Source organism: Desulfosporosinus metallidurans, from assembly GCF_001936615.1.
Classification (GTDB): Bacteria; Bacillota; Desulfitobacteriia; order Desulfitobacteriales; family Desulfitobacteriaceae; genus Desulfosporosinus; species Desulfosporosinus metallidurans.
Map to the genome: position 1 here is coordinate 12,399 of NZ_MLBF01000025.1, position 21,912 is coordinate 34,310.

The 21,912-nt window shown below is 41.8% G+C and carries 16 protein-coding genes; 2 read left to right on the forward strand and 14 right to left on the reverse strand.

The window, feature by feature from the left end; all coding sequences use genetic code 11:
• Window positions 1-154 precede the first annotated feature (154 nt).
• Together DSOL_RS14925 and DSOL_RS14930 are read right to left on the reverse strand one after the other, a co-directional pair.
• On the reverse strand, window positions 155-3,769 hold the full coding sequence (locus tag DSOL_RS14925; protein ID WP_075365628.1) for an AAA family ATPase: 3,615 nt from the start codon (window positions 3,767-3,769) through the stop codon (window positions 155-157).
• A complete protein-coding gene (locus DSOL_RS14930; RefSeq protein WP_075365629.1) occupies window positions 3,766-5,088 on the reverse strand; it encodes a metallophosphoesterase family protein in 1,323 nt (440 codons plus the stop codon). Before DSOL_RS14930 ends, DSOL_RS14925 begins: the two co-directional genes overlap by 4 nt.
• Window positions 5,089-5,293: 205 nt before the next feature.
• Between DSOL_RS14930 and DSOL_RS14935 the strand changes: the two genes are divergently transcribed.
• Entirely contained in the window at window positions 5,294-5,713 is a 420-nt protein-coding gene (locus tag DSOL_RS14935; protein ID WP_075365630.1) for a VOC family protein, read from the forward strand.
• Window positions 5,714-5,810: 97 nt separating this feature from the next.
• Here DSOL_RS14935 and ltrA read toward each other — a convergent pair whose 3' ends face one another.
• Both ltrA and DSOL_RS14950 read right to left on the reverse strand, forming a co-directional pair.
• Window positions 5,811-7,241 carry a group II intron reverse transcriptase/maturase gene (gene ltrA / locus DSOL_RS14940; protein ID WP_075365631.1) on the reverse strand — a complete coding sequence of 477 codons (1,431 nt, stop codon included), beginning with the start codon at window positions 7,239-7,241 and terminating at the stop codon, window positions 5,811-5,813.
• A 671-nt stretch (window positions 7,242-7,912) separates the two neighbouring features.
• Window positions 7,913-8,701 (reverse strand): lysophospholipid acyltransferase family protein, encoded by a 789-nt coding sequence (locus tag DSOL_RS14950; protein ID WP_075365632.1) that lies wholly within the window; start codon window positions 8,699-8,701, stop codon window positions 7,913-7,915.
• A 302-nt stretch (window positions 8,702-9,003) separates the two neighbouring features.
• Between DSOL_RS14950 and DSOL_RS14955 the strand changes: the two genes are divergently transcribed.
• Window positions 9,004-9,669 (forward strand): uracil-DNA glycosylase, encoded by a 666-nt coding sequence (locus DSOL_RS14955; RefSeq protein ID WP_075365633.1) that lies wholly within the window; start codon window positions 9,004-9,006, stop codon window positions 9,667-9,669.
• A 7-nt stretch (window positions 9,670-9,676) separates the two neighbouring features.
• On the opposite strand, the gene DSOL_RS14960 is transcribed toward DSOL_RS14955, so the two are convergent.
• The 10 genes from DSOL_RS14960 to DSOL_RS15005 form a co-directional block, all read right to left on the reverse strand.
• Window positions 9,677-10,237: an NADPH-dependent FMN reductase gene (locus DSOL_RS14960; protein ID WP_075365634.1), complete on the reverse strand. Its 561-nt coding sequence runs from the start codon at window positions 10,235-10,237 to the stop codon at window positions 9,677-9,679.
• 21 nt (window positions 10,238-10,258) lie between these two features.
• Window positions 10,259-10,612, reverse strand: a complete 354-nt coding sequence (locus tag DSOL_RS14965; RefSeq protein ID WP_075365635.1) for a hypothetical protein — start codon at window positions 10,610-10,612, stop codon at window positions 10,259-10,261.
• Window positions 10,613-11,109: 497 nt separating this feature from the next.
• Window positions 11,110-12,261: an AAA family ATPase gene (locus DSOL_RS14970; protein WP_075365636.1), complete on the reverse strand. Its 1,152-nt coding sequence runs from the start codon at window positions 12,259-12,261 to the stop codon at window positions 11,110-11,112.
• A complete protein-coding gene (locus tag DSOL_RS14975) occupies window positions 12,254-13,048 on the reverse strand; it encodes a DUF6414 family protein (protein WP_207649634.1) in 795 nt (264 codons plus the stop codon). The genes DSOL_RS14970 and DSOL_RS14975 overlap by 8 nt, the downstream gene beginning before the upstream one ends.
• Window positions 13,049-13,801: 753 nt before the next feature.
• Window positions 13,802-14,323, reverse strand: coding sequence for a S1 RNA-binding domain-containing protein (locus DSOL_RS14980; RefSeq protein WP_170871519.1), 522 nt, complete (start codon window positions 14,321-14,323; stop codon window positions 13,802-13,804).
• A gap of 38 nt (window positions 14,324-14,361) precedes the next feature.
• A complete protein-coding gene (locus tag DSOL_RS14985) occupies window positions 14,362-15,483 on the reverse strand; it encodes a hypothetical protein (protein WP_075365638.1) in 1,122 nt (373 codons plus the stop codon).
• Window positions 15,480-16,583 carry a TnsD family Tn7-like transposition protein gene (locus tag DSOL_RS14990; protein ID WP_075365639.1) on the reverse strand — a complete coding sequence of 368 codons (1,104 nt, stop codon included), beginning with the start codon at window positions 16,581-16,583 and terminating at the stop codon, window positions 15,480-15,482. The genes DSOL_RS14985 and DSOL_RS14990 overlap by 4 nt, the downstream gene beginning before the upstream one ends.
• A 182-nt stretch (window positions 16,584-16,765) precedes the next feature.
• A complete protein-coding gene (locus DSOL_RS14995) occupies window positions 16,766-19,951 on the reverse strand; it encodes a DEAD/DEAH box helicase (protein ID WP_075365640.1) in 3,186 nt (1,061 codons plus the stop codon).
• Window positions 19,952-20,085: 134 nt separating this feature from the next.
• Entirely contained in the window at window positions 20,086-20,697 is a 612-nt protein-coding gene (locus DSOL_RS15000; RefSeq protein WP_075365641.1) for a DUF6661 family protein, read from the reverse strand.
• Entirely contained in the window at window positions 20,687-21,781 is a 1,095-nt protein-coding gene (locus DSOL_RS15005) for an AAA family ATPase (protein ID WP_235838841.1), read from the reverse strand. Before DSOL_RS15005 ends, DSOL_RS15000 begins: the two co-directional genes overlap by 11 nt.
• Between the last annotated feature and the right edge of the window lie 131 nt (window positions 21,782-21,912).

Genomic DNA, 21,912 nt, shown 5'->3' on the forward strand with positions numbered 1-21,912 from the left:
AAAACTTCTCGTCTTTCCCCGGGCTAGTCCCCTAAATCCAGCTCACTGTTCTTTCTCGTGGTTTTAACCATTCTTCAGTATTCTCCATGTTCATAGTTAAATGCCAAGAGTAATAACTAAGTTTATACTCTCGGCATCTTTATGTTGTATCGTTCTACGCCATCTCCAGCTTGACCTTACTCCCTGCTCCACCGGACTCGGCGGGAGTAACGACTAAACGGCGGGCGAGGCGATTTTTCAGTTCCGGTACGTGACTAATAATTCCGATCGTTAAGTTTTGAAGATGAAGTTTCTCCAGCGTGTTCATCACGGTTTCGAGAAGATGGGCATCTAGGGTTCCGAACCCTTCGTCCAAGAAGAAGAACTCCAGCGGGGATTCGCCCCGCAGCTGAATTTGGGTGGACAAGGCCAAGGCGAGGGCCAGTGCGGTGAGGAAGGTTTCTCCTCCGGATAAACTGTTGACGGGTCGGCGCACTCCCCCGTTGGCATCGTCACGCACGATAAACCCGCCCTCTGCATCCACTTCTAAAGCATACCGCTGGTTTGTCAACTGTTTCAATCGTTCGGAGGCATCTAGGGATACATTGGTTAACTGTTCTTGAGCAATAAACTCCACGAAAGCATTCCCTTTAAAGACGGTTTGCAAGGTTTTAAGTAAGCTTCGGCGATGACTTAACGTCTGTCTTTCACGTTCCAACCGCATCCACTCTTCGTGCTCCTCCTTCAGTTTTTCCACCCTTTGTTGAGCGGCACCACGGTGTTCAATCGCTTCATTATTGGAGTTTTCCATCTCCTTGAGTCGAACCGGCCAAGCAAGCCATTCCTCTGGACGAAGTCTTCGTCCCTTAAGCCGCTCTTCAACCTCTTCCCGTTTTTGCTTAATCATCAGAACATTTTGCCGAAAGGCCAAGATATCTTGGTCCATTTTCAGTTGTTCAGTAGGGTCACACAACGCACTCTTGGCCTCTACCACCATCAGAAATTGTGCTGTTTTAAGGCCCTGATCCAGTTTTTGCTGGGCAGTCTCATATCCCTCTCTGGCTAATTCCAGTGTTTTATGGTTCACAGCCTGGAGCTGTTCAGCCTGGTTCCATCCCTCTTTAGCCAGCTCATACCCTTTCTTCAGTTTTTCTTCCTGCCCTGTTACCAGCGCTAATTCCTGTTTTACCTGCTCAATTCGCTCTAAGGCTGGTTTACCTTCCGTTAAAGCATCATATTTGTTCTTGAGTTCTTCCTGAGAGCGAGCAGCTTCAGTTCCGACGGTCTTGAGATTCTGAAGTTCCAGCTCACATTCCGTCTTTTCAATAGTAAGGCGCTGCTGGTCCTCTTCCGCTTTCCGCACCTCTTCTTCAAGCCTGGATAACTCCTGATTGATAGTCCTTATCGTCTGATCCCAAGTTGAGTATTGTTTCTGTAGCAACGAAATTTCTGCCGGATCAATCTCGGCGCGTAAAGTGTCCAAGCGATCTTTGCGCTGAATCTGTTCTTGAAGGAGTTGGCTTAAGCGGTTGCGGATTTCCTTCCCTACGCCCTCAACGGAAGCAATTTGAGCTTCCGTGTGATGCTGCTTTTTTTCTTCTTCTGCCAGCTTTTGCTGAGCAATTTCTAACTGTCGGGTCAGCTGCTCTAGGTCTGTTTTCCATTGATTCAAGAATAGGCGGTTTTGCGCCAGATTGGATTCTCTCTCAACTCTCTGAGCATCTAAAGCCTGTATACCCTTATTACGATCTTGTTCCGGTAACTCACTGCGATAACTAGTGATGGCAAGTTCCTTGGTTTGGAAGAGGTAGGACTGGTTTTGTTCAAGTTCTTGTTGAGAAACTAACTGGGCCTTGGCCACGGCCAGAGTAGTTGTGCCGTCTCTCTGTTTACCTTCTAACTTCTGGAGTTCAATAGATGCCTGCTCCAGTTCTTTTCTCGCCTTATCTAAAATCTCATCATCCCAACTCGAAGCGGGTTGAGGGTGATGGGAAGAGCCACAGACCGGGCATGGTTCCCCCTCCACCAGATTTTCAACCAGTACCCCGGCAAGATTGCTTTGTTCCAATCTCTTGACCTCAGCCATTTTTTGATCCACTAAAGTCTTGGTCTCCTGAAATGCCAAGGAAATTCTGCTCTGTTCCTGCTCCCCTTTTTTCACGATGTCTTGTGATTTCTGGCGGTCCAGCGAGATGATTTGCAGGCGTTTTCGTTCGTTGCCCCCCTCACTCTCCGCCCGTTCAATATTGGCGATCCTATGTCGATAACGCTCCAGTTCTTGAGCCTGTTCACTCAGTAGCTCCTCACGCAGCGGTGGATCTTGTTGCTTCTCAACTAAGGTCTCTTTCAATTGTTCCACGATTATTTGAGAGGTTCGAATCTCATCTGATGATGTCTGCAGGGTTAATTGCCACTCTTTCAGTATGGACGCATTCTTCTCAAGATCTTTTTGCAAACCGTCCACTTGTTGAGAGACAATTTCGTAGGCCTCCAACGCTTGAGCCGAGGAGTTAACCCGAGCCCGTTGGGCAGGGTCTACCGTGATTTGAGTCAGTTGGGTTTTCAGATCCTGCTGTTGTTTTTGGATTTCTGCTTTTCGAACGACACCGACTTGGATCGTTTGCTCCAAGTCCTTGCGGGTTCGATCAAACTCGCCGTATTTAAAGCGCGCCTTGCCTAGCCGTTCTTGGTGCGCTTGGATTTCAGATTCTAATCCTTTGGCCTGTTCCAGTTGCTCCAACCGCCTCAGACAGCGAGGTTCAACCTCTAGTCGTTTCTGATTTTCCTCAGTCCATTTTTCTTCTGCGCTTTCCTTGGCTAGCCTAGCCGCTTTAAGCCGAGTGTTAGCATCTTCTACTTGAACTTTGGCTTCCTTAAATCGTGCTTCGGAGATGCTGATTTCTTCCAGAAGCGAGCGAATCGATTCTGCACGTTTCGCGAGACTCAAGCGCTCTACCATTCTATCTATCTGGGGCTGTTCGGCTGTCAGCTGCGCCTCTTTTTCTTGCAACCGATGTAGCTGTTCTTGCCAACCCCATAGTTCCTTGGCTTCATCATACTGTTGTTTTATGTTCTTAAGTTCCTTAGCAAGACTCGCAGACTTGGCGAGCGCAACCTTCAGGTCTGTTTCAGCTGCCTGAACCCGTTCGTGCGAAGCATCCCCTAAACCCTGTTGTCGTTGCTCCACACCGTTTAGGTTGAATTCAGCACTTCCCAGCTGCTCTGTCAGTCGAGCGGAAAGTTCTCTGCCATAGGCTTCCAGGGAAAACAACCGCTCCAGCATCAATCGCCGATCCTTAGGTTTAATAGTTAAAAACTCCGCGAATTTCCCTTGAGGAAGAACCACCGCTCGAGTAAAGTCTTCGACTGTAAGACCTAAAACTTCCTCTATTTTCTTCGTCATCTCATCGGCTTTGGAGGCTAAAACGGTTTCCACTCCATTCGCTATTTCTACAAAACGGCAAGTTGAAGCTTTGACTGTCCGCTCCCCCGTCCGTCGATACGCTCGTTCCGCACGGAAAGTTATCCGGCCACTTCCTGCTGCCAGCGAAAACGTATATTCCACTGTGAGCTGGTCTTCTGCATGGTTAAGAATCCCCTGCGTATTTATTGCAGCCCGTTCGACCGTCCCATAGAGAGCGAGCGTAATGGCATCGAGAATAGTAGATTTACCACTTCCAGTAGCCCCAAAAATCCCAAACACGCCTATTTCACACAGCTTCGAGAAATCAATATCCTGAACCTCACGGAAGCTGTTTAAGCCTGCTATTCTTAAGCGAATCGGTTTCATGCCGTCTCGACCTCCTCATCCCGAACCGTTTGACGTTGGAATTTCGAGTCAGGATATCCTAGTTCGACAGCGTCATCTTCTTCAGAATTCCCGCCTGCTTTATCCGGGTCAATTAAGGACAAAAACAAAGCGACTAATTCCTGTTCCGGCTCGGCTCCATTGGTTCTGTCCTGGTAAAATTTGCGGAAGAGCTCATCGATCGGCAACTTGGAGCGGCCCTCTGCAACGATCTGTTCCGTTTCTGGAAAAACTGGGCGAATGTTGATAAGGCGTTCCCGCTGGCGGCGCAAAGAGTGGATGTCTTGGGAATGAAGCGCGTTGGTTACATAGACTTCTAAATCGATCCAAGCGTGGAGGTCCTTCCCTTCATCAATCCAGTGCTGTACTTGAGCCAATCCCTCTTTGGCCTGCCATTTCACAAGGGGGTAACCGGCACTCAGGAAGATTTCCCGAGTCGTTACCGGTTGACCGGGAAACCCCTCGACCAAGATTACGGATTTGGCCTGCCCTGTCTCGGAAAAGCTATAAGCGAGCGGTGAACCGGAGTACCGTGTCGGAACAGGCGCCCCTTTGACAACCTGAGCACGGTGTAAATGTCCCAGGGCGACATATTGGGCGCCAGACGGCATCGCTTCAACTTCCACCGTCGGTGCGCTTCCCAGTTGGATTGGACGTTCAGACTCGGATTCCACCCCTCCGCGTACGAAAAGATGGCTTATCCCTAGGTTAACCGCATCCGGTCGAAAATGCTGGCCCAATGAGGAAAACAGTTCTTTAACGCGCTTGGAGTATTCCTGACGTAGGATCTCCTCATCTAAACTCTCGCTTAGTACCTCATTGAGTCGAGACTCAGATGGGTAAGGAAGCATGGCCACGATCGCCGGATCCGGGCAACTGGGAATATGTAACTCCACCCACCCCTGGCCAGCCGCAACCCTAACGACCCTTCCTTGATTCGGCTGCACCAAGGAACTAGGCACTAAAACTTCTTTAGGAAGACCATACAACGTAATTCCGTGCCTGACTGCCAGAGGACTTGACGCACAAAGCCGCTCGGGGTTATCGTGATTCCCTGCAATGGCCACGATCGCTCGCTTCCCTCCCACGGATAGGCGATTTAGAGCATCATAAAACAGTTCCTCTGCGATAGCGGGAGGATTTACTGTATCAAAAACGTCTCCCGCAATTAAAACCAGATCCACCGCTTCCTCTTCCACTATCGAGCAAAGTTCATCGATAAACCTCACTTGTTCCTCAATTCGGCTTCGCCCCTCGAGCATACGCCCGAGGTGCCAATCCGAGGTATGTAAGATCCGCATGGATAACACCGTCCCTTTCTAAACTTGACTCTTAAGTTACATCATATTATAAAACATGTCCTAGACAAAAAGTTGTGGGGAATTTTTAGGGTCAACTGGTCTTTAAGGTTTAGATGTTGAAATAATTCCCTATAAACTATAGAATGTCTAATTAAATAGATATCGCACATAATATGAACAATAATTAAGGAAAGAAGGCTTTTCGATGAGTGATTGGTTAGTGCCGTATCTTGCATTTAACGGGAATTGTGAAGAAGCAGTAAAATTCTATCAAACGGTTTTAGGCGGAGAGAGTCAAATATTACGTTTTGGCGATGCACCACCAAATCCAGCCTTTCCGGTCCCCGAAAATGTTAAACGTCTTGTTATGCATGCAGAATTGAGAAAGGATGGCCATGTCATTCGTTTTTCAGATACATTCCCTAATACACCCTATAATGCTGGCGATAACATTTCTTTTTCATTAGAATTTGAGACGAAAGAAGAAACTAAAGCAATCTTTGTAGCATTATCTGAAGGTGGTAACATTCAGATGGAACTGCAAGAAACCTTTTTTAGCCCCTTATTCAGTAAATTTACTGATAAATTCGGTGTAGTATGGATGGTTTCATGTAAGGCAAAATAAACCAGTGTTATTGATCGGGTAGGAGGCTACCCATTATTTGAGTAACCGACCTCCCACACCACCGTGCATACCGTTCGGTACACGGCGGTTCCTCAGTTCACGCTGTAACTTGTCGATAATACTCTGAAAAGAATAGGAACCCAAATCCGCTGATAACATTGTTCGTTAGGGATTTAGATAGTATAGGGCTATTGGATGTTCTCCAGTAGCTCTTTCTTGTGTTTGCGTATTCCCATGCTTTCTGCTCGCGGATGCCCAGTGATTTAAGCATTTTCAGCTTCGTTCTCACTCGTTTCCACTGTTTCCAGTAGATCATGCGAATACGCCTTCTCATCCATTCATCGGTTCCTGAAAGCAACGTCTTAATGTCAGCAATCTTGAAGTAGTTTACCCACCCCATGATATAGCGTCTAAGTTTTGTTGCCCTAAGCTCATTGCCCATTCCATTACTTCTGGCCGTAAGCTCTTTCACTTTGCACCGCATCTTTGCAACCGATTTTGGATGTATTCTAACCCTCGTTTTGCCTTTAGCTCGGTAAAACGAGAATCCAAGAAATTTCACCTTTCCTACGTAGTCGACCACTGTTTTCTCCTTATTCACTTTGAGCAATAGCTTCTTCTCAATGAAAGGGAGGATGTTGTTTAGTACACGTTGGGCGCTTCTTCTGCTTTTGCAGAAGATCATTAGGTCGTCCGCATAGCGGACGAACCTGTGCCCCCTTTTCTCAAGCTCCTTGTCCAGTTCATTTAACATAATGTTACTAAGAATCGGACTAAGGGGGCCACCTTGCGGTACGCCGACTTCTGTTTCTTCGAAGCTATTTCTGACGATCACGCCTGCTCTCAAGTATTTGTGGATGAGCGATATGACTCGACCATCTTTAATTGTTCTTGCTAGTACTTCGACCAATTTACTTTGATTCACGGTATCGAAATACTTCTCAAGGTCCATGTCTACAACATATTTATATCCTTCTTCTATGTTGTTCTGACATTTCCTGATGGCATCATGAGCGCTTCGTCCGGGCCTAAACCCATAGCTATTGTCCGAAAACTGCTTCTCAAAAATCGGCGTGAGCACTTGACCTATTGCCTGTTGTACCACTCGGTCAACTACGGTAGGAATTCCTAATTTTCTTGTCTTCTTTCCGTCTTCCTTGGGTATTTCCACCCTTCTGACGGGATTAGGACGGTGTTTACCGTCCAAAATTGACTGCCTGAGTTGGCCTCCGTTTTCTTTGAGATATTGCAGAAGTTCATCTACTTTCATCCCATCGACTCCATGAGCCCCTTTGTTGGATTTAACTCTCTTATATGCGTAGTTCATATTGTCTCTGTCCACAATTCTCTCAAGCAGTCTATCCTTCGACTTGTCTGCGTCGATGATGTTGTTTTCAGTTATCCTCCCAGAACTGTGCACTCCTGCATATCCTTCGTGTTCCGCACTATTCTTCTGCAGTGAGCCTTCCTTATGACTGCTGTCTGATGGAAGTTGGCTGCACTTCACTTCCGTTTTGGTAACATTCATTTACTACCACCTCCTAAGGTTCAGCCCTTCCCCGATGACGTCGACTTCCTCGGGTACAGTACTATGGCATCTGCTGACTTCTCATGGCAAATCTTGTTTCAACCGTGATTCAAACTTATCTCCTCACGTCCATGAGACCTCCCACGGTAAGACGATTCACTTTCATTCCATGTACCCACATCATCTACATTGGTATGTCTGTGTAGTTAATTGGACTTCGTTTTGTATAGCAAACTCGTCCCATATCCTATGCCTAATGATGTTCGTGTTCCTTGGGTCGGAATTTTGCCTCCAGCTTCCTTCAGATTCCACCTCACGGTGGACACCCTTGCTCTTGGCTAATGGTTGGCAACTACAGGCCCCCATAGTGGACTTTCACCACCTAGTTAATCGCCATGCGTGGCGCACTATGACTAGGCGCCCCTCAAGAAGGGGCGCCTACTTGGTGTTGAACCAGTTAAACAACATGTCATTGGACATGAATGCCAGCCGCGCAAGCATCAATAGATAACCGGATGCTAAAGCACTGCCCTATCTTTTCTCTGAGTTTGAAAAAGGCGGGCAAACTGAATTAAAGGTGCAGATTATGGAGAGATCATCTACAAAGGATGCGGCGCAAAATAGTTTAGAATGGATGCAACAAAACTATCCAAAAGGATCGCTGATATTATCTAATCATTCCATTTTTTTAGATGAGAACTAATAAATTCGATAATGAATTCATTTTCCTCTTTTCCCGAACCATCAACGGATAATGGTTCACCAAAGGCCATCTGAATTGGTTTACTGCGATTGATTGGTCCTAAATCCTTCAAGTATTTGTCATTTCCCCAAAAATCGGTCTTTATTGCAACAGGGATAACCTGAACCTTAGCGTTTCTTGCCAACTTTACTCCTAAAGAGTTGAATTCCTTCGGTATAAATTCAACTGTCCTTGTACTTTGAGGAAATATAATAATAGATGTTCCATCTGATAATAATTTATGTCCCATTTTCATAACTTTTTGAAAATCTTCTCTAGAATTTGATCTACTTACAACAATCGGATTTCGAGAACGCATTATCGGACCAAAGAACGGATGTTCAACAAGACTATCTTTAACAACAAAGGTTACCTTCATGAGTGGAGCGATGATACAAGGAAATACCATGGTCTCAAGGGTACTCATATGGTTACTAACAAATACTACAGGTCCTTGGCACTTATGTAAATTCTCAAGCCCCGTAATGTGAAACCTCCCCCCGCATCCCTCAATTAACTTGAAGACATTATACGAAGATAATGCCCAAGCCTCCGCTTCATATTGACCCTTCAGGGCTGCACTACGAGATTTAAGTACGATAGAACAGTATTTACTCATAAAATATAAACGCGTATTGAACACTAATCTATCTAAAAACAAACGGGGGGTATTTTCCTTAGTATGATATGAGTCTGTTGTAAAAAAGCCCTTCTTCAAAGGTCATTTCCTCCCTGCCTATTTAAAATATCCCGATTTAATCTTAGATCAATTATGGATAATTCTTTAGTTCGGCAAATTTATAGGATATCCTCCCCTCGAGACCAACATATTGCATCACTGCTATACTCATTAAGTTACAAGTAAAATTCCCATTTTATAAAAAATTTGGCGTTTTTTATTAAGATCTCTGAAATACTGAGCCAAAGAACGCCCTTAAACTCTAAGATATCCTTAGACATACACCAAAATTTGTGACAATATTAATTAACATAGAAGGTAGAGGAAAGGAGTTCTAACCCGTGGCAGTTCAAGCTGATTGGAAAAGACTACTTGATGACGAAATAAAAAAAGACTATTATATCAAATTACTAGAATGGGTCAAAAATGAATACAGACACAAACACATCTTCCCCAAAAGGGAAGATGTGTTTAACGCTCTAGTATTTACCTCCTACGAAAATACTAAGACCGTCATTTTAGGGCAAGATCCATATCCTAATATCGGACAAGGAATGGGGCTTAGTTTTTCAGTAAATGTTGGAGTACCCTTGCCAAAATCCCTCCAAAATATATTTAAAGAGCTCCAATCCGACCTAGGCTGTAAGATACCTAAACATGGTTCTCTTCGAAAATGGGCCGAACAAGGAGTTTTACTCCTCAATACGTCACTCACCGTTGAAGAAAGGAAGCCCAATTCTCATCAAAACAAGGGTTGGGAGATATTTACGGATAAGATTATTTCTTTAGTTAACGAGAAAACCGACCCCGTGGTCTTTATATTATGGGGTAATAATGCTCGTTCCAAGAAGAGACTCATTACCAATCCCCATCATTTGATCATCGAATCCGCTCACCCAAGTCCCTTATCCGCAAGTAGAGGGTTCTTTGGCAGTCAACCGTTTTCGCGAACCAATGCTTTCTTGATTTCCAAGAATAGGAAGCCGATTGACTGGCAAATCGAATAAGAACTTGTTAGATTTTCTTTAACCTTTGAGTCTCATCCACCAAAGCCTGCAATAGTTGGGTAATTGCATTACGACTATAGTCATCCGTCAACTTCCCATCTTGGTCAAACTTCGTGCTTGCATTCATTATGAAGACCTCGGGTTTGTTAAGTGGCAAGAGATTGAGCACAACACATACCTGGCGCAAGTGATACTGTGCTCGCGCTCCTCCAAACATTCCGATAGACGCACTCATGATCGCTAAGGGCTTGCCGTTCAATGGTTTTTCAGTACCCCGAGAAGCCCAATCCAAGGCATTTTTCAATACTGGAGGTATGGAATAATTGTACTCAGGAGTCGCTATTAGTATCGCATCGGCCGAGGCAATCTTCTCTTTGAAATCTGCTACCACTTGAGGAATCCCTTCGGCCTCCAAATCCTCATTAAAAAATGGAATAAGGGACAGATCCACAATATCAAGGCTTGCACCCTCAGGCAACAATTCACTCGCTGCGCGCAGAGCAGCCTTATTGTATGAATTATGGCGCAGGCTTCCGGTAAAACCAAGAATCTTAATATTTGTACCCATCAAAAATCACCCTTTCGCAAACTACTTTACAACATTCTTGCAATAACTTACCTCTTTTACCCGCTTATATGAATAATCCGGAGCGAATTTAGCCACTGCTCCGGATGGTGAGAGCCACAGCTCCGGAATTTCAGAGCCACGCTTCCGGATAGAGAGCCACTCTGGGGTCGACTTGACATGGGACCCTACGTCGGATGCTTCAATGGGTCGAGGGCTGTGGCTCATAAGGATGTATTCCTCTGGGGTAAGCCCCATCCCTTGATCTAGGGTAGCATCCGCCGCACCCATGTAAAGTCTTACTATGGGGTCAACGGAGGTTGACTGTCTGTTACTGAGACGGTCTTGTCCATGGGTGTAAACGAGTAGGTGACTCAAGCCTCCGGAGGGATGGCTCACTTTTACCGGAGAGGTGGCTCACCCACCTCCGGAACGCTGGCTCTGTCGAACCGTAATATTCACTTATAATACTCCTCATTAGCTCCAAACACCAAGCCATAATTCCGCATACTATTGTAACGAAATTAAGTTGTTAACTCTCATCTGCTAATCCTGCGGTTTGCAATTTTTACAAAAATTTATAAAGTTGTGAACTGGTTTTTTCTATTAAAAATTCCATAGAAAAAAGTTGTGAACTTTATTAGCTTGTGCAGTTTTTGAAAAATCATTTTCTGCTTCACCTTTATTTTGCAGTGCATGTTTTATCGCTTTCTATGGAAAGTGAGTTGAAAATTATTTTACTCATTAACACCAGAACATTATGGTTTAACAGAGACACCGGTAATGGTTGAGCCATCTCCAGTGAAAAATGAGACACCCTTACGGAGGGAGAGGTACAGAAGTTAAATTTGGTATTATATGGATAAATGCGAAGTTCAAAGAGTACTAATATCTTTAACTTCCTGAAACAGCATTTCTTCAATAGCGCTTTGTATTTTGTTCTTAATAGTTCGAGCGTTTTCGCCAGTTGCTTGAATAACTAGACTCACTCTTTTATACACATCAATCGCATTAATCTTCTCATTACACTCTTTAACATGTGATTCTATTTCACTCATAGTAATATCGTAGATGGTTTTTTCAGAGAAATCTTTAAAATGTATGAATTTATCAATTCGATAAAAAATGGGAAGTCCTAGACGATCTTTCATTTCATTCATATTGTTATAATTCGAGGTCAAAACAATTAATAAGCCAAATATATCCAATTCATAAGTTGCATCACTAAAAATCGCATTATCAAATAACGTATAAAAGGCTGAGTAAAAGTATTCGGGACATTTATCAAGTTCGTCAAGAAAAATAAGATTAGATTCTCTTTCCAAAAGATCAAATCCTAGACTTCTTCGGTTTGGACGATCTCCAAAAAAGTAATGGGAATATGCATCGTTTTTGAACATGGATAAATGTTTTTCAACAAATTTACCATTAAAGAATTTATCTGCAATTTCACGTACTAATTCTGACTTACCTAAACTACTTCCACCATAAAGCATAATAACATAAGGTTTCTTCCGGTTTGCAGTTGTTAGATACCACATACTTTTACTAATTTCAACTATAGCTTCGTCTTGTCCAAAAATGTTATGAGCGATTCTTTTCATGTTGCCCGAGAAGTTTTCGGGCTGTCGATTTATGCTATATTCTTCTTTATCGCGAGACAAATGAATTAATCCACGATAATGTAAACCTTCAAGATACGCTTCTAAAATTATTGGCGGATTATGAATATAAATGATAGCGTCATCTGTTGTTAATTCTTCAATAAGAGAACCTAATCTATCATGGGCTGATTCTACAATTCCATGATAATTATCATTCTTCAAAATCATTATAGAAGCTTTATCTTCGTCTAAAAAAGGATAACCTCTTTGCTTCCGTTCATCAGATAATCTAACTAGCTCCAAAAAAATTTTAATAACATTCTCTTCATATTCTTCATCTTGTTTTTCTTCAAGCTTTTTGACTTGAGCATCGAAAAAAGCCTTCGAGCCGATAACTATATGGTATGTTCTTTTATCAACCATTTGTGCCTCCTGCCGTAACACAAGCGTAAACTACATCGTATAATTGTATTTTTGGGGGCCTGTTATCGTCAGATGTCATTACGCTTCTTGCAGTATCTTCGGCATTAGATTGTCTTGTTGGATACGCTTCAGCAAGTGATTTGTGTTGATTTACACCTGAAAGTAGGGTTTCCATTTTAAATAGTTGCTTCATGAAGTCAAACTTTTCTTTATCAAACTCTCCGACGGAAATACAATATAATGTCATTTTGGTTGCTAATAAATCATTGCGCTTATAGTTGCTGACAAACGCTGAATTATTGAATCGCACATAACGGTGAGAATCTACTTTATATGTATCATAACCGTCGTAACCATCCATTACAGCCTTAAACTCACTTGTGTCAACACCTTCAACGCCGCCCTTTACAATACGCAAGTAGCCACCAGCTACCCTAAAAAAAGTCGAAGAATTTTCAATGTCATATATTAGGGTATCTTTAATTTCTGTAAGGTGCGTTTTCAATTCTTCAAACTCGGAAATTTCTGTTGAAGTAATAGTTGTTGAACTATCTCTCTTAATCATAAACGATGCGTTTATTTTTCCAGAAAATAAAAAAGAAAGCCTGTCCCAAAAAGGCACACTCAAATTGACCTTTGCTTCAACTCCAACTTCTATAGCAACTCCAGTTGAGGAAACAAAATCTGTTTGTGTTGTTTTTGACCCCTTGTTTTGTTCTTGCAAAATATTCCTTATTGTCTCTTTATCAAAATAAATTGTTTTATTAATACTTTTTATATTGCTCAATAAAATAACCCTCCCTGGTTTAAAAACAATTCAACACGGTTTCTAATTATCCAAAATCATCATAACTTCTTTAACACTTCCCATTATTAGGCTATTGTGAGTTACTCAACTTCGCAGACAAAATGGCTACAACCCAAATAGAGATTAGCGCAACTCGGTTTGGCAATCAGTTACGTTTTGTAAACCAAAACTGAAGATATGAAACAACTACAATTCTTTAGTGTCGAAATGCTTTCAACGTTCCAGATAATCTTACCTCTACATCTTCCACATTCTTCCTCGTTTTCCTCCTAAGATCGTGTAAGTATTCCAAGAAAAAACAAAAAGGGCAAGTCGTCTACAAATGACGACTGTCCTTTCTCATCAAAAACCTCTTCAATTACCAGTTACCCATCATATACTCCTATGACCCAGTTTGCTATGTTTTACCCCAGCGCGTGCTCGATCCTCGAAGCCAGTGACCCCGACGGTAGTATGTAATAGTTATATGGATGCGAAGCTCAATATTGCTTGCATATCCGCTGCACAGGATTTTAAGATTGTTAAAAATTTTTCAAACAGGTCAATCCCACCACTTTAATGTGAGAAGATAATTGAGGTCATGTCGTACAGGACGCTAAAAGTTGTGTTTTTGACGGTGACAAGAGCGGCAGTGTGATTGAACCACCGACCCGAATAAGAGAGCCGTTAAAATCTTTGGTTCATGGTATTGATATACTTTATATTTATTCGATTCTGTATCGACAGACATATTTAACTGAATTTCCCCAATCCCTTTGTGCTTAGAGAAATCTTTTTTTTGACTTCGTCGATAGCAATTATCTCTGCCGGACAAATTTCTCCGACTTCAAATTCGGCATATATATCTCCAACGTATCGATAGGCAATCTCAGAAATGTGTATCAGGCCCTGTATGGATTCATCAATGCCAGCAATGGCACCATAAGGCATGATATGAAGTATTTCTACATTGATGATGTCACCAACAAAGTGCCGACCGCTATTGCTCAGAAAACTGTCGATATCCTCGTCAGCATCTTCCGGTTCGGATATGGCTTCAGGCTGAAAAATGTCAAGCTCACTAATGTCTTTTGCGGGTTGTCGATCTTTTAAGGCTTTTTCAAGCTCATCCTGCCTTCGGTTTACTTGCGATACAAAAGGATCTTTTAACCCAGAGTTTCTTAACCACGCGCATATTTCCAATCCATATTCAACTTTATCCGATGATTTTTCGTATTTGCTTAAGTTATAACATAATTTTAACGTTTGTACCAAAGCAACCCTGACATTGTGGAAAAGGGCCGCTTTCCCTTTCAAGAAAGGGGTGCGTTTTTTATGAAGTCGAACAGTTCTTTCCCATATTCATTAAATGTCATGCGATATTGCTGCTTTCTGAGTTTTTCTTCTTCATATTTCCTATACAGAATATCGAAGTTGATACAGTAACCGGTACCGAGAGCAAAAAAAGTAAGATAATCGTTAGATGTTTTTTTATGGCTGCCTTTTGCGAAAAATTCCCTGATTGTATTTACAGCTTTTTCTTTTTCCAGCACCTCTTGAGACCATAACAAATAAACATAGAGAGTATAAATGTCGGAATCGTGAATAAAGAAATGTATATATTCTTCTATGACACTAATTGCAGCAACAGGATTTAGCCTTGAGTTTGATAGGTAATCAGATAATCGCTTGAGTGCGCTTTTACGAAGATTGTACGAACACTTAGAGTTATTTAAGACACGACGATATTTCTCGACAGTCTCTTTTTCGTTGCTAAACGCACGGCTTTTGTCAGCCTGAGTGAGCATGGCCTCTAATATATCACCCTCAATATCTTTCCCTCCGATGCTATTCAATAAATTTCTGACCGTATCCCGGAAATCTTGAGGATATTCGTTATATCTGGCCGTCATCATCTGGAGTAACTCTGCCGAGTAAACACGACCATAAACATCGTTGTTTCGTTCGATTACCTTTTGGTTGATGACTTCGTCAATGCTTGCCTCGAACTGATCTTTTTCCGGTATGACTTTTCCAAGAACATATTCCAATACGTCAAAATTGAACCGCAAATCGTTGTCTACCAGAATAGATATGGTTGCAAACAGATATTGTGCATTTGGACTTAGATAATTGAATATTCGCCCATATAAAAATTCCCGAGCGTCCTCGCTTGTTCTTATTCCTTCGATGAGGTCTTTTAAGAAATCCAATATAGAGCGTTTCTTCGCCGATTCGAATGTATAGTTAGCCTTCTGCTCAATCATCTTACGCTGCCTTGGTTTAACCATTAGTTCCTCGAAAACATGGTCGGGGGTTACGTTATAAAGGTAGCTCTCTAATATTATTGCGGCTACTCGCCAACCAATGGATACAACCGTTTTTTGTTCTTGTTTATTTCCTTCGGATTCTGATCCTGTTTGGGAATAAATCATGCCACAGCTAGGACAAGTAAACTCTCCAAAAAAATATTGAGTTTTTTTGTTAAAACTACTTTTATACCCTGTATAACAAATCTATTATAGTCAGGGCAGTAAGTATTTTTACACGACCAAGGACCCGCACCGAAAGGTGAGGTAGTAAATTCACTAGATATAAAACCTTTGACGGATTGGGATAGATACTCCATGCCCAAAATATGTAATAGTTGATTTTTTGGACGCCCATTGAAATTCAGCACTTTTAAAGCAGTCCTATTTGACAGATAAATGGAATCAAGGCCTACAGTCTGTAACATTTCCTCGCTAAATAAACCTAAAAATCCTTTTGAAAACTTTGTATTTATGAACATCCCTTGGGATGCCAGGTACCCTTTATGTGAATATAATCTGAGCATTTTTTCTTTAAATATTTCAACGTTTAATTTGTCCACATTGTCAATAACAAATTTAACATCCCTTGCCAGTTGCTCGTTAAACAATTGAATCTGCGTGGGCGATTCTACTTCTACTCTGCGACCATCTCCTAGATAGTGCCCACATGAACAAGTAGGTTCCATCAAAATAAATCGTCCAAAGCTATCTGACAATGGTGCACCACATTTGGGACAATGGGTTACTAGGTTAAAGCGATGAACTGGGCAAACAGTTACAAAATTGTACTGATGAACCCTATGTATATAACATTCCCTAAATCTTTCAAAGTCTTCTATTAAACAAGTTGGACAATAACGAACAAGGGTGGAGACTATTGGCGACAACAATCGAGTACCAATCTCCGATCTATCACTTGCACACCTAAATTCTACTAGGATCTTTTCGCGTTCATCGAGTGAAAGAAACGGAAGAAACAGCGCTAATAACGTGTGATTCGCTATGAAATAATCCGTAGTAAGAAAGAGTTTCTCAGGCAGCCTCTCAGCCAAATAATCTAAATTACGAGGGAAATGCGCTAATCTATGGGTCTTAATATTAAAAAGTTCCTCAATTGTTTTTGTAATATTTAAGTTACCCGAACGAATGTGGTAACGATACGTCAAACTCCTGAAGTCTTCATCTTCATAAGGGGTAGGGAAAAAACCTAGTTCATTTTTCATATTTATAGATTACCCATAATGATTTAGAACAATTCAGAGGGATTGGGAAATTCTAGTGGACACCCATCCATCAACATTCCCTCAAAGCCGCCGGGTTGTGCCAGTAATTAAACCTATACCTTTCAATTGATTACAATATGGAGAACAATCGGGTAAAGGAAGTAAGTCAGACCACCTTATACCTAATCAATAAAAAACATTGTTTGAAAGGGAACCTCGTAAACAACCCTCTTCCCTTCCATTCGGTATACATAAACACGTTCTCTAATCGTACGATAGTCCTGTTCAATCAAATCCTTAGTTAGCTCATCTTCATTAGTTGTTAAAATGACATATCTACTGACTCCCTCAGTATCTTCGCTTATAAAATCAATCAAACCATAGGCATCCATCATCTTTTGATAAAGCCTTCCATGGTGATCCTCATAATCCTTGATGATGCTTTCATAATCGTTTGGAATTAGACGACTATAGAGCGAATCCTCAGGAACTTGTACCTTAAATTGAGCCACTTTTTTCACGGGTCGTAATTGTATGCTGCGCTCTCGTTCGATTTCTTCAAGCCTTTCATTGCGACGCTCTTCGAGTTCTTCAACCTGACTGATTGTTTGGTTAATTAAAGCACTATTCCTATGATCGACATCCTCCGCTTGATATTTTTGCAAACGCTCGTAAAGTGTTGTCATCTGGGTATCAAAAGAACGTCTTAGGAATTGACTTTTCCGATTCAGTAACTCTTCTCGACCAAGACGCATCGAGATCAACTGTAGACGCGCTTGTTTAATAACTTCCCCCTTAAATGTTCCATCTTCCAAACCAACTATCTCTGCGCCCCCCATCGTATCACTAAACAACCAATAGGGAGACAAACGGATATAGTCACCATTGGCTCGTTTCGCTAGCAAGAGCAAGCTGCGTTCCAATTCTCGGCCTTGACCATTAACAAAACTAATTTCATTCAACTCTACAATAAGAGATTCGCTCGCTTTAAACCGTATACTACAGGCCGGAATCGATGTTCGCTGTACATCCTGCTCGGCATAGGCTAGGGCGAGCTTATAGAGAGGATGATCGTTTTGCAAAAGCAACAAATCTTTTGACTCTTTATCTTCCTTGACCGTAAACCGATAAGCTCCTTCGTCGTTAAAAATAATCTTATTTTTTCTTCCGAATTCTCGGACAGATTTTGGGATGCGATCCGTACGAATGATGGACCTATCCGCTGATATATTCAACTTCAGACGTGTGGACTGTAATTGTTCTAAGGCAAACTGTCCGTAAACACGTGCAGGCATACTTTCCAGGGATAACTCATTGTATGAACGCCTCACACCGGGGAAATCAAAACTTTGATCATCGAGCCGCTCTTCTCGAGCTTGTTCCAGTAGACGTCGATGCTCTTCTGATAAACGTTTTTCCATCTGAGCGATCAGATCATCCAGATTTTCACGACCTGAAATGGCCCCTTCCATGAGGCTTGCCAGATCAATTTCCTCTTCTTCCAGAACTTCGCCTATGAAATCATAGACAAGCTCCTGACCTAGATCCACGCGCATCTGCTCAAGCTTCTCGAGTAAGCATCTCATGACTTCCCCTTCGCGAGTGTTCACCGCTACAAGGTTAAAGACAAAGACTTCATTCCTTTGACCAATCCGATGAATACGCCCCATTCGTTGTTCAAGTCTGTTTGGATTCCAAGGGACATCATAATTAATCATCTGATTACAAAATTGCAGGTTGATTGATTCTCCACCAGCATCGGTTGCTAGCATGATCTGAACATCATTGCGGAACTTTTCAATCTCTTCTCGACGTCGATCCATAGAAAAGTCTCCGATAATTTTCGCCACCGTTGGTACCCGTTCAAGTAAGCGCTGTTCTAGATAATTCAGGGTATCTTTGGACTCCGAGAAAATGAGAATTTTTTCCCCTTTGGCCAAAAGGGCCTTTGGTCCAAACAAAGTGGATTCTAGCTCTAAATATTTTCGTTCGACTTCCAGTATCCGGACCCCATTGGCCTTCCGAATTAAACGCGTCAATTCATCAATTTCCAACTGCAATTCATGGAGGTCAAGTGCATCAGTTTGACCCTCTGCTGCGCCCTCCAGTTCATCTTGTTCTTCGGCTGTGGCATTTTCATAATCCTCGATGGAGAACGCCTGAACTTGCATTAATTCTTTTCCCAATGCCTCTTCGAGCCGTTCTTTCCTTCGTACTAAGGATAAGTAAATCGCCTCAATTGAAGAGCAAAGCCTGCGTTGCAAGAGCATCATCGCAAATACCGTACTATGATTGTTATTCTTTTTGGCCCGGTTAAAATGTTCACTGACATAAGCCGTGACATCGTTATATAACTCTAATTCATCCTTGGACAAATTAAAGGCTAAGGTTTGGGTGGTCCGTTTAGGAAATAAGGGGGTACCCTCAAAGGTGACCATGGACTCCTTCAATCGTCGGATGATAAAGGGATTGCTTTTCTCATATAATGAGTCGCTAGTGTTGAGGTTGGAAAAAAGGTCATGGTCTATGAGGTTCATTAAGTGGCGAAAGTTCTCCTTATCACCCTTGTGCGGGGTAGCCGTCAACAGCAAACAATGTTCTATATCTCGCAACAGCACTTCCCCTAGCTGATACATCTTGGTTCGTTGTATTTTCCTCCTTTTTACCCCATGGGTGTAGGCCGCCATCTTATGCGCTTCATCTACAATGATCAGGTCAAACTTAGAACGGATCAGATAGTTCTTGACATCCTCACGCATTGCCCAGTAAAGGGAGGCCAGACATTTATCGTGTTGATCAAACGGATTCAGCACTCCGGATTCACGCAGTGTTGTGCGAGAAATAATCTTGAACTCCTCGCCAAACTTCTCCTTTAACTCTTCTTGCCATTGAGGGAGCACCAGCGGTGGCACAAGAATCAGGATTCGCTCGACACTTTGCCTGGCCAATAATTCTCGAAGAAGCATCCCCGCCATAATTGTTTTCCCTGCGCCTGGATCATCCGCCAGCAAGAATCTCACTTGTGGGGTTTGCAACATGCGGCTATATACCGCTTCAATTTGATGGGGCAAGGGGATAATCCGTTGGTTCCCTCGCACCCTTGACTTAGAATAGCGTTCATCCACCTTGAGGACATGGTAGCGCAAGTAATGCACAATTCGATCCATGCTAAAAACACTATTAACGTTTTGTTGTAATGGCTCCAAGGACTCAATCTGTTGTAACTCCAAATAGGTTTCATAATACTCTCTCGTCTGGCGACCAATGGCTTCTACTAAAAAGAGGGTCTGATCTATGGATTCACATTTCTTGATTTCTACGATCTCCGCCCAGTAGGGGCCTTGGATGATATCTCCAACTTTAATCAACGATCCTTCCCCCTAGTCACCACTGCAATTAGATTAAACTGCACCCTATTATCACCCCGAAACTCAAAGAATGCATAATGTGCAACGAGCATCATAGCCTTCTTTTCACAAACGAATCTTTCATCCAGAGAGGATTATGCATTATCTGCCTTCATACTGGCAGTGTAATAGTTATGGCGGCGATGGCTTTCAATATTTTTAACAAAAACATTACAATTTAGCCAAGACAATTTCTTTTTAATTTTTTCACGCAAATTGGTCAAAATTGCCTTTTGAGGCCTTGTGTTTGATGCAAAATCTCCCTCTAAAAACAAAACAACTTTGATTTTGTTTGTTCCCAAAGATATATTATTCGTCATGATAAAATCAGAATACTTCTTCAATACCCCACTATGAGTTTGTAATTGTGGCTGAGAATGTGCACCACACAAACATGCCAATGTCATCGCGACTTTTTTAGGAATTTCAATATCGAGGCTATCTCTGTCCTCAGTATCAACCATTGTGGCGGTTCTATCACGTTTACTGTTGTCCGTTGAAATGCGCCATAGATTTTCACCTTCGTGTCCAGCACAATTTTTGACTTCTATTAGCATAAGAGTATCCTCCGATTTCAGAATGAAATCTACTCCCTTGCCGCCTGGCAAATTTTTAAAGTATTTTTTGTAATATCCAGTATCATCAAATTTATCTACGGTGAGATGATCGTCAAATTCAAAGACGATGCCGCTTTCATCAAACCTCATAGAATAACCTCTGTTCTCTATCATAAAGATGATCAAATTCTTGCATAATAGCATTATGTTCTAAATCCAACAATGTAGGACCGGATTCGAAAAGGATATTATCATTTTCCTTATAAAATGAAATGAATTTTACATCAATATTTTCTAGCATGGGCTGGTTTGGCTTATACTCAGAAATCATGGAAAAGCACTGCTGTAGGAAGTAATCATGAGTCGCAATAAAAACTTGAACGCCCATGTTTGCCAGTACTACTAAAGCTTGTACTATTGGTTCTATCATTTTGGGGTTCATATTTGTCTCAGGTTCATCCCAAAAAAGAACTGAGTTTTTGTTTAAACTTCCGGAGAGGATCAAATATATAATAGTTGATAGCTTACGATATCCTTCGGAAACTAACCCCATTTCAAACTCGCCTTGACCATCTACTCTAAGGTAAAATTTCTTGCCTTTTTGAATTATCGATCCATTGATTATATTATTAAAGCTCTCCAATACTTTGTTTTGCTCAGCCGTATTGGGTCCCCTCTTTAAAGGCCTATCAAGTAGAAGAGCCAAATCATAATAAGTTTCTTCAAAAGCAATACGGTATTCGTAGTATAGAGCAGTGAAATTCTCTGTAGCCGAGATTATTTCTTTAGGCGGAAGATATATTGGCTCAACAGATTTCACAAATCCTCTTAAGAGTTGATTGATATCCAGATGCTTTTCTTGATTTGAACTAAAACCAAACTCAAGTTTCGTATTTTCGTTGACTGTTATTGCTATATTAGTGCTTTTGCTTCCCTGAATGCGTCTTACTAAACGTCCAATTTTATCATCATCCGGTCTAAAAACACCTTGAAGCTTTGAAACTAGAAGCTCTTCATTCTGTTCCTTTGTTAACTCTGACTTAGCTTTGTTGGCATTGCTAATTGACTTAGTTGCCGAATACAACAGTTTTAACATGGCCGTCTTACCAGTGCTGTTTTCACCGCTAATAATATTAATATTCTTAGAAAAATCGATATTAAGGGAATTGAAAAGCATGAAATCATTAAGAACTAATTTGCTAATATACATTTCCCACACCTCTTCCTTATTCATAGATTATTCCCTAATTTTTCAGATTTGATAATGGAGCAAACATCCTGCATGAATTTCACCTTAACAGCACGCAGATATTACCATTATTATACAGATCATATTACAACCCTGCAATCGAATCTGATGAAAAT

What these genes read in the sequence shown, in the direction of transcription:
- DSOL_RS14985 (WP_075365638.1), bottom strand. Translation starts at nt 15,483, where the DNA reads ATGATTTATTCCCAAACAGGATCAGAATCCGAAGGAAATAAACAAGAA.
- DSOL_RS14990 (WP_075365639.1), bottom strand. Translation starts at nt 16,583, where the DNA reads ATGAAAAATGAACTAGGTTTTTTCCCTACCCCTTATGAAGATGAAGAC.
- DSOL_RS14925 (WP_075365628.1), bottom strand. Translation starts at nt 3,769, where the DNA reads ATGAAACCGATTCGCTTAAGAATAGCAGGCTTAAACAGCTTCCGTGAG.
- DSOL_RS14930 (WP_075365629.1), bottom strand. Translation starts at nt 5,088, where the DNA reads ATGCGGATCTTACATACCTCGGATTGGCACCTCGGGCGTATGCTCGAG.
- DSOL_RS15005 (WP_235838841.1), bottom strand. Translation starts at nt 21,781, where the DNA reads ATGAATAAGGAAGAGGTGTGGGAAATGTATATTAGCAAATTAGTTCTT.
- DSOL_RS14960 (WP_075365634.1), bottom strand. Translation starts at nt 10,237, where the DNA reads ATGGGTACAAATATTAAGATTCTTGGTTTTACCGGAAGCCTGCGCCAT.
- DSOL_RS14970 (WP_075365636.1), bottom strand. Translation starts at nt 12,261, where the DNA reads ATGGTTGATAAAAGAACATACCATATAGTTATCGGCTCGAAGGCTTTT.
- ltrA (WP_075365631.1), bottom strand. Translation starts at nt 7,241, where the DNA reads ATGAATGTTACCAAAACGGAAGTGAAGTGCAGCCAACTTCCATCAGAC.
- DSOL_RS14935 (WP_075365630.1), top strand. Translation starts at nt 5,294, where the DNA reads ATGAGTGATTGGTTAGTGCCGTATCTTGCATTTAACGGGAATTGTGAA.
- DSOL_RS15000 (WP_075365641.1), bottom strand. Translation starts at nt 20,697, where the DNA reads ATGAGGTTTGATGAAAGCGGCATCGTCTTTGAATTTGACGATCATCTC.